This window comes from Paenibacillus sp. J22R98 (assembly GCF_059383835.1).
In genome coordinates, this window is the sequence record NZ_JBXENW010000010.1 from 1 (window position 1) to 14,012 (window position 14,012).

11 protein-coding genes are annotated in these 14,012 nt (G+C 53.2%); 7 read left to right on the plus strand and 4 right to left on the minus strand.

The features are described from left to right. Positions 1-165: 165 nt before the first annotated feature. Entirely contained in the window at positions 166-714 is a 549-nt protein-coding gene (locus AC50Y3_RS24015; RefSeq protein WP_494821257.1) for a PadR family transcriptional regulator, read from the minus strand. 292 nt (positions 715-1,006) lie between these two features. On the opposite strand from AC50Y3_RS24015, the gene AC50Y3_RS24020 reads away from it, so the two are divergent. The 3 genes from AC50Y3_RS24020 to fdhD all read left to right on the plus strand — a co-directional run bounded on the left by AC50Y3_RS24020 (position 1,007) and on the right by fdhD (position 4,714). Continuing rightward, positions 1,007-1,372: a Na-translocating system protein MpsC family protein gene (locus AC50Y3_RS24020; protein ID WP_494821258.1), complete on the plus strand. Its 366-nt coding sequence runs from the start codon at positions 1,007-1,009 to the stop codon at positions 1,370-1,372. A gap of 132 nt (positions 1,373-1,504) precedes the next feature. Continuing rightward, positions 1,505-3,865, plus strand: coding sequence for an FdhF/YdeP family oxidoreductase (locus AC50Y3_RS24025; protein WP_494821259.1), 2,361 nt, complete (start codon positions 1,505-1,507; stop codon positions 3,863-3,865). Positions 3,866-3,901: 36 nt separating this feature from the next. Next, on the plus strand, positions 3,902-4,714 hold the full coding sequence (gene fdhD, locus AC50Y3_RS24030) for a formate dehydrogenase accessory sulfurtransferase FdhD (protein ID WP_494821260.1): 813 nt from the start codon (positions 3,902-3,904) through the stop codon (positions 4,712-4,714). Between the two features lie 27 nt (positions 4,715-4,741). Here the strand turns inward: fdhD and AC50Y3_RS24035 are convergent, their stop codons facing one another. After that, positions 4,742-5,248: a glutathione peroxidase gene (locus tag AC50Y3_RS24035; protein WP_494821261.1), complete on the minus strand. Its 507-nt coding sequence runs from the start codon at positions 5,246-5,248 to the stop codon at positions 4,742-4,744. Between the two features lie 183 nt (positions 5,249-5,431). Between AC50Y3_RS24035 and AC50Y3_RS24040 the strand changes: the two genes are divergently transcribed. Together AC50Y3_RS24040 and AC50Y3_RS24045 are read left to right on the plus strand one after the other, a co-directional pair. Further along, positions 5,432-5,722, plus strand: a complete 291-nt coding sequence (locus tag AC50Y3_RS24040; RefSeq protein ID WP_143111697.1) for a hypothetical protein — start codon at positions 5,432-5,434, stop codon at positions 5,720-5,722. Further along, on the plus strand, positions 5,715-6,515 hold the full coding sequence (locus AC50Y3_RS24045) for a phytanoyl-CoA dioxygenase family protein (protein ID WP_494821262.1): 801 nt from the start codon (positions 5,715-5,717) through the stop codon (positions 6,513-6,515). Before AC50Y3_RS24040 ends, AC50Y3_RS24045 begins: the two co-directional genes overlap by 8 nt. Positions 6,516-6,636: 121 nt before the next feature. On the opposite strand, the gene AC50Y3_RS24050 is transcribed toward AC50Y3_RS24045, so the two are convergent. After that, entirely contained in the window at positions 6,637-7,413 is a 777-nt protein-coding gene (locus AC50Y3_RS24050; RefSeq protein ID WP_494821263.1) for a helix-turn-helix transcriptional regulator, read from the minus strand. A gap of 144 nt (positions 7,414-7,557) precedes the next feature. Here AC50Y3_RS24050 and AC50Y3_RS24055 point away from each other — a divergent pair, with 144 nt between their 5' ends. Beyond that, entirely contained in the window at positions 7,558-8,418 is an 861-nt protein-coding gene (locus AC50Y3_RS24055; protein ID WP_494821264.1) for a phytanoyl-CoA dioxygenase family protein, read from the plus strand. Between the two features lie 59 nt (positions 8,419-8,477). Here AC50Y3_RS24055 and AC50Y3_RS24060 read toward each other — a convergent pair whose 3' ends face one another. Continuing rightward, entirely contained in the window at positions 8,478-9,320 is an 843-nt protein-coding gene (locus AC50Y3_RS24060) for a helix-turn-helix transcriptional regulator (RefSeq protein WP_494821265.1), read from the minus strand. 149 nt (positions 9,321-9,469) lie between these two features. Between AC50Y3_RS24060 and AC50Y3_RS24065 the strand changes: the two genes are divergently transcribed. Then, positions 9,470-13,909 carry a S8 family serine peptidase gene (locus tag AC50Y3_RS24065; RefSeq protein WP_494821266.1) on the plus strand — a complete coding sequence of 1,480 codons (4,440 nt, stop codon included), beginning with the start codon at positions 9,470-9,472 and terminating at the stop codon, positions 13,907-13,909. The last annotated feature ends 103 nt before the right edge of the window (positions 13,910-14,012 follow it).

The window sequence follows — 14,012 nt, forward strand, 5'->3', positions numbered from 1 at the left end:
TATAAGCGGAATATCCGCTTACAGCCCTCGCGGCGAGCCTATTTCCTGCTATTTCAGCGGCATCAGTATGCGTTTAGCGGATATTCCGCTTATGCATCTCTTTCGCGCCTCGTTTGGCACCTATAAGCGGCCGCCTTCAGCCATCACGGCGCGCCCTTTGACTGCTCACGATTCCTCATCCACATTAATAAGGGGCATCGCCCATTCGATCCAGGACAGCTCTTCCTTCAACAGCCCCACCTTGCGGCGGTACAGCAGGTAACGGCCGAATTGTTTGGATGTAGAATCCTTTACGATCGCAGGGTCAGCCTCCATGATCTCGAGTTCCGCCTCCACTCGCTGCAATCTCTCCATGAGTGCAGCTGTCCTTTCTCGGAACAGACGGAGTGCTATTCCGGGCTCCACCAGTCCGATCGCATAGACTTTCAGCAGAAACTCGTCGCGCTCGATGCTCTCCCCGGCCGGAGCGTCGTCGATCCAGCTCCGAAGTGCTGCAGCTCCGGCCTCCGTAACCGTGTACAGCTTCTTGTCCGGCTTCCCCGTCTGCCCGATTAATTCGCAGGTCACCAGCTGCTCCTGCTCCAGCATGGCGAGCAGCGGATAGATCTGGCTGTGCTTGGCTTGCCAGAACAATTTGAGCAGTTTTGTCAGCTCATACCCCGTACAAGGCTTGCGTACCAGCATGCCGAGAAGTCCGTATGACAATGTATTCATGAATCCTTTTCCCCCTTAGTGCACGCTATATGTGAAAAGAGTACCATAACTGCCTCCGAAACGCATGCTAAGCCACATCGTCATTGCCATGAGTGCGCTTTCTTGCTAAGATGAGAGCAGGCTTTCGATTCCATTCTAAGTATGCATACGTTACACGATGATAACTGGGTTTAGCATTCTCCGGAATGAATCGTGCTGCACCACCCAAGGACGGCAACGCCGTTTCACCTTGGTCCGCTCGGTACGGAGCAGCGAACCTGCCACCGATTTTGCGGATAAAAGAGGGGTTATTATGAATCAAACGGAAGCGGAATTCAGCAATCTGGTCAAATCGTTCCGCAAACGGCATATGGGCAAAGGGCCGAGCCGAATCACGACGACCTTCTGCAAGCACTGGGCGATTTGCGAGATGGACGGCAATCTGTCCCCAATCGAGAAATTTATCGCATCAGCCAGCGACGGCAAACAGATGCTGCGCGAAGCCCGAACGCAGTGGGTAAAGGACATTTACCGCAACCATCCTCCTACTGAGATGGAGCAGCTGCTCGGCGCACGATTTCTGGAATTATATGTAGATATCGATATTGACAAAGATTTCGGCATGTCCGTGTTTGTGTTCGATCAAGACATTGAGCGCAAATTCAGCAGCAGCCGTTAACGATACGTGTTGGCACTTCGCAGCGAACCTGCAAGAGACTAACCGCGAAGAGACGATTTTTCTTGGAAAAGAAAATATCGGGCTCTGCGCGGTTTTTTTATGCCCCGCCAAATAAGAAGGAGGCCACCTCTAATGGGTAAAACCAAACATACCGGGCCAATCAAGCTCCCGAGCAAACCCGATCCGAAGCTATGGATAAGCAAAGTCCCGTTCGGACTCGGCAAAGTGAAGCCGAAGCATATTCGCGACACGATCAAAGTGATGGCCGACAACCGAGATAATCTGCCGTATGCGATGCGGATCTTGACGCAAGGCGTGTGCGACGGCTGCGCGCTGGGCGTTTCCGGGCTCTATGATCAGACGCTGGCAGGCCCGCATGTGTGCACGACCAGACTCAACCTGCTGCGGCTCAACACGATGCCGGCGATCAAGCCAAATGTACTGCATGCCGACATTGACGAGCTTCGCAAAATGGACAGCACCGAGCTGCGCAAGCTAGGCCGGCTGCCCTATCCGCTCATCAGACGTAAAGGCGAGCGCAACTTCAGCCGCCTGTCCTGGGATGCCGCGCTCGACATGATCGCGGAGCGCATCCGCCAAATTGATCCGAAGCAATTGGCGTTCTATTTAACGGCGCGCGGCATTACGAACGAGTCTTACTACTCCGCGGCCAAGGTCGCCCGCTTCTTGGGAACGAACAACATCGACAATGCCTCGCGTATCTGCCACTCCCCTTCCAAGACGGCACTCAAGCGATCCGTAGGTATAGGTGCATCAAGCTGCAACTACAAGGATTGGATCGGCACCGATGTGCTCGTGTTCTGGGGCAGCGTGGCCGCTAACAATCAGCCGGTATCGACCAAATATATGTACGCGGCCAAACGCAAAGGGACGAAGATTATCGTCATTAATCCTTATCGCGAGCCCGCCATGGACGGATACTGGGTCCCTTCCATCGCAGAGTCTGCGCTGTTTGGCACCAAGCTCGCCGACGACTTCTATCAAGTGAACATTGGCGGCGATATCGCCTTCATGCATGGCATAATGAAGCATTGGTTCGCCATGGAGATGGAGAAGCCCGGCTCTGCCATCGACCGTAAATTCGTCCGCGAGCATGTGAACGGCTACGAGGAGCTGCGGCTGCACGTCAAGAGCCAAGATTGGGCACAGCTGGAGCGTTCCTCCGGTATCCCGCGGCAGCGGATGGAGGAATTCGCAGAGCTGCTTGCTGCCTCGAAGTCCGGCGTATTCGTCTGGAGCATGGGACTGACGCAGCACCGCTTCGGCACGGACAACATTTCGCAGGTGGCCAATCTTGCGCTGCTGCGCGGTTTTCTGGGCCGCGAATTCTGCGGCTTGATGCCGATCCGCGGACACAGCGGCGTACAAGGCTCCGGCGAGATGGGTGCCGATCCCTTCAGCTTGCCGGGCGGCGAGTTTAAAGGGCAGGACATCCCACGCATCGAGGAGGTCTGGGGCTTTAAGCTCCCAACGTGGCAAGGCGATATCGTCGGTGTCACGCTGGAGAATGCGCTGCTCCCCGAGGATCATGAGCGGAAGCTGAAGCTGTTCTATACCTCCGGCGGAAACTTCCTGGAGACGATGCCGGAGCCGGATTTTGTCCGCGAATGTTTGGAGTCGATCCAAATCCGCGTACATCAGGATATCGTGCTCAACACCTCCACACTCGCCGATGCGAAGGAAGCCGTCATCGTCCTTCCGGCGATGACACGCTACGAGCAGCCCGGAGGCGGCACCTCTACTTCAACGGAGCGGATGGTGTATTTCTCGCCGGAAATCGCCGGTCCTCGCATCGAGGAAGCCCGCACGGAATGGCAGATCTATTGCGATCTCGCTGCGCGCGTAGATCCGGAGCGCGCCGCGCTTGTGCAGTTCAAGGACGCGCATGCCCTGCGCGAGGAAATCGCCAAAGCCTCCCCGAATTACGATGGTGTCCAGCATCTGAAGAACAAAGGCGATGTGTTCCAGTGGGGCGGGGCTTGGCTGTGCGAGGACGGTGTCTGCCCGACGAAGGATGGCCGCGGACAGCTTATCCCGGTTGAATTGCCGGAGCTGCGCAAGCCGGAAGGGCATTTCTATATCACGTCGCGCCGCGGTAAACAATTCAACTCCATGATCTATAGCAACAAAGATCCGTTCAACGCGGCAGATCGGTACGACGTCCTGGTGAGCAAGAGCGATGCGGCGAAGCATGGCATTACGGAAGGCGAGGCTGTTGTCCTCTATAACAGCAGCGGCAGCTTCCATGGCAGAGCGAAATTCGCCGATATTGCCTCCGGCAATCTGGAGCTGTACTGGCCGGAGTGCAACGCGCTGCTGCCGAAGAAAGTGTATGAACCTTTTGCCGGGATACCGGAGTACAATACAGCAGTCGTGATGGAACGGGCAGAAACGTATCATGCGCTGAAGGATACAAGATATGTGGAGAAACGCATCGCGGAGCTGGATCAGGAAATAGCGGACGAGGAGTAGCCGCGAGCCGGAGCAACCAACAGGGAGGAATGAAAAATGCTGCCGAGCATCACAGCCAAATGGCGCATTCGCAAGTACAGCGGCGGTGCAGCCTCCCTGCAGGAGGACGACATCGCAACGGAGTACCCGCTGACGGTGCGCCTGGATGGCGAGGAATTCGCCACCATAGTCTGTTCGCCAACGGATTTGGAGGAAATGATCATCGGCTTCTTGGCCTCTGAGGGCGTCATCAGGCAGGCGGCCGAGATCGAATCGCTTCGTATTGACGAGGAACGCGGCTTCGTCTATGTCGAGCTCTTCAACAAACACTCGACAAGTAAAGATGAGGTTTCCAAACGCTTCATCGGCTCGTGCTGCGGGAAGAGCCGCCAGTTTTATTTTCATAATGATGCCCGTACTGCACGTACGTCGATGAGCCGCATGACGATCTCTCCGGCACAATGCATCGCACTTATTCGCTTATTGCAAAATAGCTCCGGCGAGTTCAAGCTGACCGGCGGCGTGCATAATGCAGCACTCTGCACCGCCACGGAGCTGCTTGCCGTACGAACCGACATCGGCCGCCACAATGCGCTCGACAAGCTGTTCGGCTATTCGCTGCAACAGCGCGTTCCGATCGCCGATAAAATAATCGCCTTCAGCGGTCGCCTCTCTTCCGAGGTCGTCCTGAAGGCGGCCAAAATCGGCGTCGGCATTCTGCTCTCGAAGTCAGCACCGACCGACCTCGCGCTCAAGCTCGCGGAGGACCTGGGCATTACATGTGTCGGGTTCATCCGAGGCAATGAAATGAATGTCTATACCCATGGTCATCGGATCGTGGAAGAACAAAACGAAAGCGAGGAGCGCTAATGCGCCCCTCGCTTTTTTGCAGCATGATTAGTGATGAACCGGAGTCTTCGTCTTCGCCTGCTCCAGCAGCTTCTTAATATGCGCCTCAAACTTCAACGGTTTGGTCGTCGGCGAGTAACGCTTCACGACGCGCCCTTGCGCATCCACCAGAAACTTCGTGAAATTCCACTTGATCCCCGATCCGAACAAACCGGATGCTTCACTCTTCAGATACTTATATAACGGGTCGGCGTTTGGCCCGTTCACATCGATTTTGCCAAGCAGCGGGAACGTTACGCCAAAATTAATTTGGCAGGTCTCTTCCATGTCACTGTTCTTCACGGGCTCTTGATTCTGGAACTGGTTGCACGGGAAACCAAGCACGGTAAGCCCCGCATCCTTATACGTTTCGTGCAGCCGCTGCAGCTCTTTGAACTGAGGCGCCAGCCCGCATTTGGTCGCTGTATTTACGATAAGCAGCACTTGGCCGCGGTAATCGGACAACGATTTCTCCTCGCCTCTGACCGTTTGCACTTTAAAGTCGTACACGTTCATGCCACGTCACCTCATTTATATTTTATACAATATTATTGTAAACAATTTATCTGTGTTTGAACAGCATCTTTTCCAATGATTATTAATATTGCACAAATCGTTCTTAATTCTGCATATCCTCATCAAACTTTCAAATCCATACAATGAAAGCAGAGCACGAACCCATTGAAGGAGGCGTCATATTTGGTTGCCATGAGACAGCAGATCTTGTTTCTGAATTTGACTACGCCGGATTTAAAATCCCCTACGATCGCCTGGTCCCTGTACGACGGCGCAGCGCCTGAGGATGCACTGCCTATGAACACCGGCGACTCCAACGAGCCGCCATACAAATCCGTTCTTCATGCCATGAGAGATGGCTGGAATGTCATTCAAGTCCCTTCGCTGCCGCACTATCCCGCAGGCCAGGAGCATGATACCGGCCATCTGCCTTACGAATATGTACTTGAGAGGAAGGTGCCCGTACATGAGTAGCTTGAACATGACACCGGCAGATCCGAAGCATCTGCTCACGGCTGCGCAAATGGCTAAGTTCGTCACCGACGGATTTCTGCTGCTGGATGCCTTCATCCCTCAGCACCTGAACGAGCTGGTTTATAATGAGCAAATTCAGCACAGCCAAGGCCATATGTTCTGGAAGGAATCCAAGCATATCCGCAGCGTATTCGAACTGCCTGAGGTACAGGGCATTATTCAAAGCTTGGTCGGGCTCGAGCCCGTGTACGACCATTCTTTTCAGCATATCGTTCCTGCAAACTACCCCATCGCGCAGGATTGGCACGGCGATTCCATCATTGATGTCCGGCCGCATGCCTTCGATATCCAGCTGTTCTACTTCTCGCACGACGCGCCGCCGGAGATGGGACCGACTCTTATTCTGCCGGGCTCCCATTTGCGCAAGATCAACACCTTCAGTCTCGCTCGGTACAAAAATATTACCGGTCAACGGCAGCTCGCAGGCAAAGCCGGCTCGCTCGCCATTCTCCATCATGGCATCTGGCACTGCGCGCAGCCGAACTATACGGACAAAACCCGCTACGTCTTCAAGCTCCGCTTGCGTCCGGGCCAGGAGCAGCGCGGTCTGTTCAATCTCGAAGGCTACCGCGACCCGGAAGTCGCCCGTATTATCCAGCAGGGCTACCAGCGCTGGCAGGGCAACGAAGACCGCCTCGATCATATGCAGCGGGCTAAATTGTGGCGTTATGTAACCGGCGACGACAATGTCGATGTGTCCTTCGAAGGTGCACTGACTCGGATGGGCATCTAACGGCTAGCGACTAACGTTTGGCGTTCAGCAAAGCAGCATCCAGCATTAGCGTTCAGCTAGGTTGTTCTCCCAATAACGAAGCCCTCTGCTTCCGCTAACCGGCGAAAGAGAGGGCTTTTTATCATGGGATCGCTTCCTGCGGGGCAAGACTCTTCGTCCTTCTACGGTAACCGACTGGCTGCTCGCCTGTCAGCTCCCTGAAAAGTCTGCTGAACTGCGACGTCGTAGAGAAGCCGCAATCCATCGCAATGGCAGCCAGCTTCTTATCGGTATTGGCGAGCTCCAGCTTCGCTTGATTGACACGCCGCTGGATCAAATACTGGACCGGCGAGAGACCAGTGCTGCGCTTGAACAAATGCCGGAAATAATCGTAGCTGTAGCCGGAGATTTGCGCCAATTGCGGCATATTCAGCTTCTGGCTGTAATTCTCATCGATATACAGCCTCGCATGCAGCAGCTTCTCGCTATCCGGCAGTGCGGATACTCTTTTGCCCGTACGCTCCAATTCAATCACAACAAGCTGTGTGAGGACATCCAGTTTGACGCTGAACAGCGGCTTCTTCTCCAGCATTTCGTGCTTCATCAGCAGCAGCAGCGATAATAAGGTCTGGTTCGCATCATCCATATAGATGCCATTGGCAAGCGGAATCGGATAATCGTCGTACGTAAACCCGATAAAAATCACTTCCGTCTCCGTATCATGCCGCTCATCATGCAGATGATCCGGCCTCGTTAACGTAATCGTATTGGCGCTGTATGGGTACCATTCCCCGTTCAAATTCATCATTCCGGTGCCGCTTACATAATAAACGAGCTCATAGCAGTTATGCTTATGCAAGTCCACGTATGTGTCCGGCTTATGTGTGAAATAAAACAAAAAGTCGAATTGACACTGCATGCTCGGCCCGCCTCTCCAAATAACCGAATCGTGCTAGAAAAGAACCGTTTGATTATCGCTGTACCCCGCGTTTTCATTTACATTTATTGTATTCGAAGCTCATTATACAACCACTTAATAGTATTGAGAAGGAGTGCAGCGGACATGAGTGCATGGCGTGACGGACTTACCGAAGATGAGGTGCGGCAATATTGGGAGGATGGATTTCTCGTGTATGACGATGCGCTTACGGCCGAGGAGGTCGAGCTCTACCGGACGATTTGCGCAAGCGATGCCGTTGTATCCCATCGCTCGCAAGCGACGTATAAGCAAGAAACGGTTCATCTGCTTGGTTTAACGACGATGCATCCGGCGCTGCTGGATTTAGCGAGACATCCTGCTATCGTATCCAAAATCATTCCGCTCCTCGGGCCGGACATTCAAATTCAGCATTCGAAGCTGGCTACGAAACCGCCGGCCAAAGGGCTTGGCGAATTCCCGTGGCATCAGGATTTTGCCTTCTACCCGCATACGAACACGGATCTGCTGTCCGTCATGATCACGCTGGACGACGCGACACCTGAGAATGGATGCATGCAAATGGTCAAAGGAAGCCACAAGCTAGGGCTGCTCGATCACTCGATGGATGGTTATTTTGTCGCCGGCTGCCAGGAGCCGCAGTATTGGGAGGATGCAGCGGATCAGACCGTGCAAATTACGCCAAAAGCAGGAGGCATCAGCATCCACCATTGCTTGACGCTGCATGGCTCCCCTGTCAATCTATCCGGTAAGGAACGCAGAGGCATCGTAATTTCGTACCGGGCCGATGATGCCTATCAGCTCGCGGATAATTTGTTCAACGACACGGGCATTATGGTCTGCGGTGAGCGCAGGGAGTTAGTACGGTGCGAGCCTGCGACTTATCGTTTGCCGAAGCGCCATCAGCCGCTCTCGAAGTCCGGAACCTATCGACCGTTCGGAACCGCTTGGAATCAAGTCGGCAGCGAAGTGACCGATTATTCCTAGCAACAATAAGCCCTCCACAGTCGCCAACCCGGCGATCGTAGAGGGCTTTTAACGCTCTGTTACTGCTGAGGTGACTGCTCACGCATTACTTTGCGGTAGTCGCTGGGGCTGACGCCGGTGTGCTGCTTGAACATTTTGGAGAATTGATATAAAGAGCTGCCAATTCGCTCTGCCGCTTCGGAGACGGACATGTCCGTCGACTGCATCCACTGCTTCGCTTTCTCCATCCGCCGCTGGTTCAAATACTGAATCGGCGAGCAGCCGGTTACCGACTTAAACACGCGAATGAAGTAATTCGGGTGGAAATGGACAAGCCCCGCCAGCTGATCCAGCCTCACGTCATCGGCCAAATGATGATCCAAATAAGCCAGCACCTGGCTAACCTTATCCAGCGACCCGCCAGCCTCGGATTGCCGCAGACGCACGTCGCCTCCCTGCTCCAGAAACTCGCACAGCAGCTCCTGCAGCAGCAGCTTTGCCCGAAGCATGGAGGTCAGCCCATTCTCCCGGTAGTGGCGCACAAGCTCGCTAAACCGCTCCGACGTCGCCTCCTGATCCGGAACATCGACACAGCTTGGCGCCTCCAATAGTTGGAAGAGCTCCTGCTCCCCGGCTCTTGCATTGAAGTGGCAAAAGAATTTGCTGAATACCCGCTCCTCCAGTGTACGTACCGACAGCATCGTTCCTGCAGGCAGAATGACAAGCTGTCCGCGCTTCGGATACAGCTCTTCTTCGCCAATTCGAACATGCCCTCCATCCCCCAGAAAATAATAGAGTCGATTGAAATCCGATAACACATTCATATGGTACCAGCTTGAGGTGCAGGTGAAGAATGCCGCCTCCGATATATGCATGTGCAGGTTCGAAATATAGCTGCCCAGCGCCTCTCTTTGCAAGCTCAACAAACCCCGTTTCCGTTCCTTCGTGTATTTAGCTCATCCTCCTAATCTACTACAATTTAGAAAAAATTGAATAGGCAACCCGCTAGAGTCGTGCTAGAATTTTATACGATACAGTTTGTATATATAAGTTTGCGAAGGAGAGACGCTATTTGTCATTAAAAAGACTGATCAAAACGACCTCAGTCAGCTTGTGCTCAACACTTCTCGCCACCCTACTCTTGCAGCAAGTCGCATCTGCACAATCCTTAACACCCTCAAGAATAAGCCCAAATCTCATCCACTTCAACAGTCAGTCAAACAGCCTGCCCGCCTCCCTCTCACCTAAGTCAACTGCCCGCAAACCGGCCTTTATCTCACCTCATTTGCATACCGAATCATCCGCAGTCACTCGCGTCATCGTTCAACTTAGCAGCCAACCCATAGCTGCAGGTCAATTTGCTGCAAAATCAGGCATCAGCTCGCTTGCAGCCGAATCGTCGGAGAGCTCGCTTCGAACGGAACAGACCGGTTTTATCAACACAGCGCTTACTAAAGGCATCAATCTCAAGGTTAACTACCGCTTCAATACGGTATTGAACGGTCTCGAGGTGTCCGTGCCTGCTAATCAAATTCCACAGCTAGCCAAGCTGCCGGGCGTGCTTTCCATTTACGAGAACCGTACGTATACGAGCATTCCGGTAATGGAGCCTACAGCGACTGAAGAAGATACGCCTTACGACATCAACCCGATCCATCAGATCGGTGCTGATGCCGCTTGGGCAAAAGGTTATACCGGTAAGGGACTCAAAGTCGGCGTTATCGACACCGGTGTAGATTATTTACATCCGGATTTAGCCGGAGCATATAAAGGCGGTTATGACTCCGCCAACGCAGACAATGATCCTTACGAAGACTATGGTTTAGCTTCATCAGAGCATGGGACGCATGTATCCGGCACCATTGTCGGTAGAGCGGCCAATCCTACATCGAGTGTGGTACAGAAGGGGATCGCGTACGAATCTGATCTGTATGTCTATAAAGTATTGTCGGCTGATGCCAGCGGCAATGCCACAGGTACAACAGCAACCGTCATCGACGGCATCGAGCATGCTGTTAAGGACGGGATGGACGTTATTAATTTGTCTCTCGGCGCTGACGGAGACTTGGATCCAAACTCACCGGATGCCATCGCCGTTAATAATGCCGTTCTCTCCGGCATTGTAGTCGTTATCGCAAACGGTAACGCCGGTGATGGTTATCCCTACTATTACACGATGGGAACGCCGGCCTCCTCACAGCTCGGCATCTCTGTCGGTGCTGCGGACAGCCCCGGAAGCCGTTTTGCAGCTGACGCTGTAAGCTCGCTAAGCAGCACATCCTATGAGCTTCATGCCATGGGCTGGCGGACGGCCGAAGAGAATTTTGAAGAAACACTTGGCGCGGCGCCGCTGGATGCAGTGTATGTCGGCCTTGGGGCGGAAGCTGATTATCAGAATCTGAACGTAACCGACAAAGTAGTTGTGATTTCCCGGGGTACGCTTGCATTCGTGGACAAAATCGCAATTGCCAAGAGCCACGGCGCCAAAGCAGCCGTTATCTTCAACGGCAATGCCAAGGCGAGTAACCCTGCTGAGGCTGACCTCTCGGCCTCCCTTACAGGTCGTGACGGCTTTATCGGAGAGAATGGTTTCCTTGGAGACAGTTTCGATTTCATCCCGACCTATGACATGTCAGGTGTGGAAGGCCGTGCTTTTGCAAACGCCATCTTAGCTAATCCTGGTACAGCTCTTACACTGACGTTCAGCGGCTTCGAAAGCGCTATGGCCAGCGGCGACCATATGGTTGCTTTTAGCTCCAGAGGACCAAACTCGGACGGCATTTATGGGATTAAACCGGATTTTGCCGCACCGGGCTACAGTATTATGTCCACATGGCCGAAGTATGCCAAATATGACCCTGAAGCTACCTATGAGGAAGCTTACAATCGTATCTCCGGAACGAGCATGGCAACGCCTCATGTTGCAGGTCTATCCTTGCTGCTGCTGCAAGAGCATCCGGATTGGAGTCCTTTCGATATACGCGCTGCATTAGCGAATACGTCGGACACGCTTTACGACAAGGATGGCGTGCAATATGACGTATACACGCAAGGCGCGGGACGCGTTAATGTCGCGAATGCGATTGATACGCCTGCCTTGCTGCAGACGATCGATGACCTGACGATCTACGATAAGAATTTGCAGCCGATTCAGGTCAAGAACTACGGCGACTCCGCGAGCTTCGGTTTAATGCACGCTGGCGATCAAGCCGCGACTGAACAGTTGCAGCTGAAAAACACTTCTGATGCCGACGTGTCTTACCATGCTTCGATAGTTATGCATAAAGACCTGTATTCGTATCTCGATACGCCTGATCCGAGTGCTCTTGACGTTCAACTAACAGGATTGACTGACGGGGTGATAACGGCTTCCGCTCAAGCAGCGGCACCATTTGCACTTACGCTTGCACCTCACGCGGATGCTGCGGAAGGGATTTATGAAGGCGAAGTGGTGCTTGAGAGCGCCGGGCTGCCTGAACTGCATCTTCCTTTTGTGGTTCATGTCGGGGAGCAAACACCGGATAATGGTTATGGTGTACAGGATGTCGAGCTGTCGCCTAAAGTCATTTCCCCTCCTTTCGAAGGAATTGATGGCGTGCCGGAGTCGATGAAACTAAGCTTTGACTTACGTGCTCCTGATGCTTACGGAATCGATGTCCGCGTGTACAATTTAGAAGATCAATTCATCGGCTACCTTATGCTTTATACCAACACCGACGAGGCTGGAAATCTGGTTCCTCTACAACCGGATATCTACGAGATTACGGATTTGACTACAACCTACTTGGCCGTCGATGAAGAAGGCAATATTAAGTTCGATGATCAGGATGAACCGGTCTTCGGTGAGCTTGCTGATGGTACTTATCGTTTAGAAATAGCTGCCCCGGTACTAGGGGAAGATGGCAAACCGCTCGTGGATGAGAACAATATAGGGTACGCCTACTCTACACTCGCCACCTTCGCCGTTCACTCCTACGGCGCACTGGTTCAAGCGGCGGCGAATGCTGTTGCAGGAGATCGCTCCTATACGACCGTCCTTAATCAACCCGTTCTGTCCTTTCCGGCAACGGATGGGATCTCCTATCAGGTTACAACTAGCAGTATACCTGATCTGATTGACAACGCGGGAGTTCTTAGAGCATTCCCGACCGCCACCACAAAAGTAGATCTTACCGTAACCATTGCTTCTTCCATTTCACCGGAAGTCAAAACAAGCCTTGTTAAATCCGTCGATCTTACGGCAGTCAGTTACGGCGGTGGGTTCATTCCTAGTTCCCCGGCGATCCCAAATGATAGCCCAACGATCGCGAAGCTGCTGGAGCAAGGGCAGCACGCTTCCTTCCTCAACTCCTCTACTTCAACAACTGGAACAATGTTGAAAGTAACCATTACGGATGATGAGCTGAAGAAAGCGTTGCAGGAAGCCTCTCCTGCACCTGCCGCACTCGTCCTGAAAGTGAACGCCGACGAGAAGCAGCAGGCGGCGCTGGAGCTGACACCTGCACAATTGAAGCTGTTAGCTGGCGCAACTGCTGGCAGCACCGTTATTTTGACAACAGGTTCGTCGTCGATCTCACTTCCGGTATCCCTGTTCGCGAATCTTCCTGCTGATGCATCCGTTCGCGTGACAATCGCAGCAGACGGAGCCGCTGCAGATGCTTTCAAGACGGAGTATCCTGGCGCCGTTCTGGTTGGAACACCGATTTCCTTCGAAGTGGATACCGTGACGGATAAAGGAGCAACTCCACTTTCGGTACCGATTACGACGCTAATTAAGCGCACCTTCACTGTGAAAGGCAATAGTGATGTGGATAGACTCGGCGTCTTATTCGAGGAGAACGGCAGCTACTTCTCTGCTCCGGCCGCCTCTGAAACTCATGCAGATGGTACCATTACGGTTGTAGTGAGCCGTCCAGGTCTTTCTACTTACGCCGCAGCTTACCGGAATACAGCCTTTACGGATATTAAGTTCTCATGGGCCAAGTCGGCTATTCAAACGCTTGCGGATACGTTCCTGCTCAACGGCGTAACTTCTACAACCTTCGCGCCAAAACAGCAAGTCACGCGTGCCGAATTCGCTGTCATGCTTGCTCGTGCACTTGGCCTGCAATCGTCGGACGCGAAGTCCACCTTTGCCGACGTGCCTCAGGATGCTTGGTATGCAAATGGAGTCGCCGCAGCCGTGGAAGCCGGACTAGTGAAAGGCGACGATAAAGGCTTATTCAAGCCAAATGCTCCAATCAGCAGACAGGATCTATCCGTCATCCTGGCTCGCGCGCTGAAGCTGCTTCAAGTACCTGCTTCAACGCTTCCACCGCATACGGCGTATCACGATGAAGCCGATATCGCTTCGTATGCAGCGGATAGTATTGCACTCGTGACAAACAGCGGCCTGATGAAGGGCAGCGCCCTGAATGGCGAAGCTAACTTCCAGCCAACGGTTTCTGTCACTCGCGAAACAGCGGCAAGTGTGATTTATAACCTGCTGCGTGAGGCAAAGCTAATCAATTAATGAGTTGTGAGAAAGCCGTAACCCCCGCAGCGCGGGAGTTACGGCTTTTTTGATGCGATATGCTGGGCAACAATTAGCAAATGTAGCGCGTTATAGGGATAGA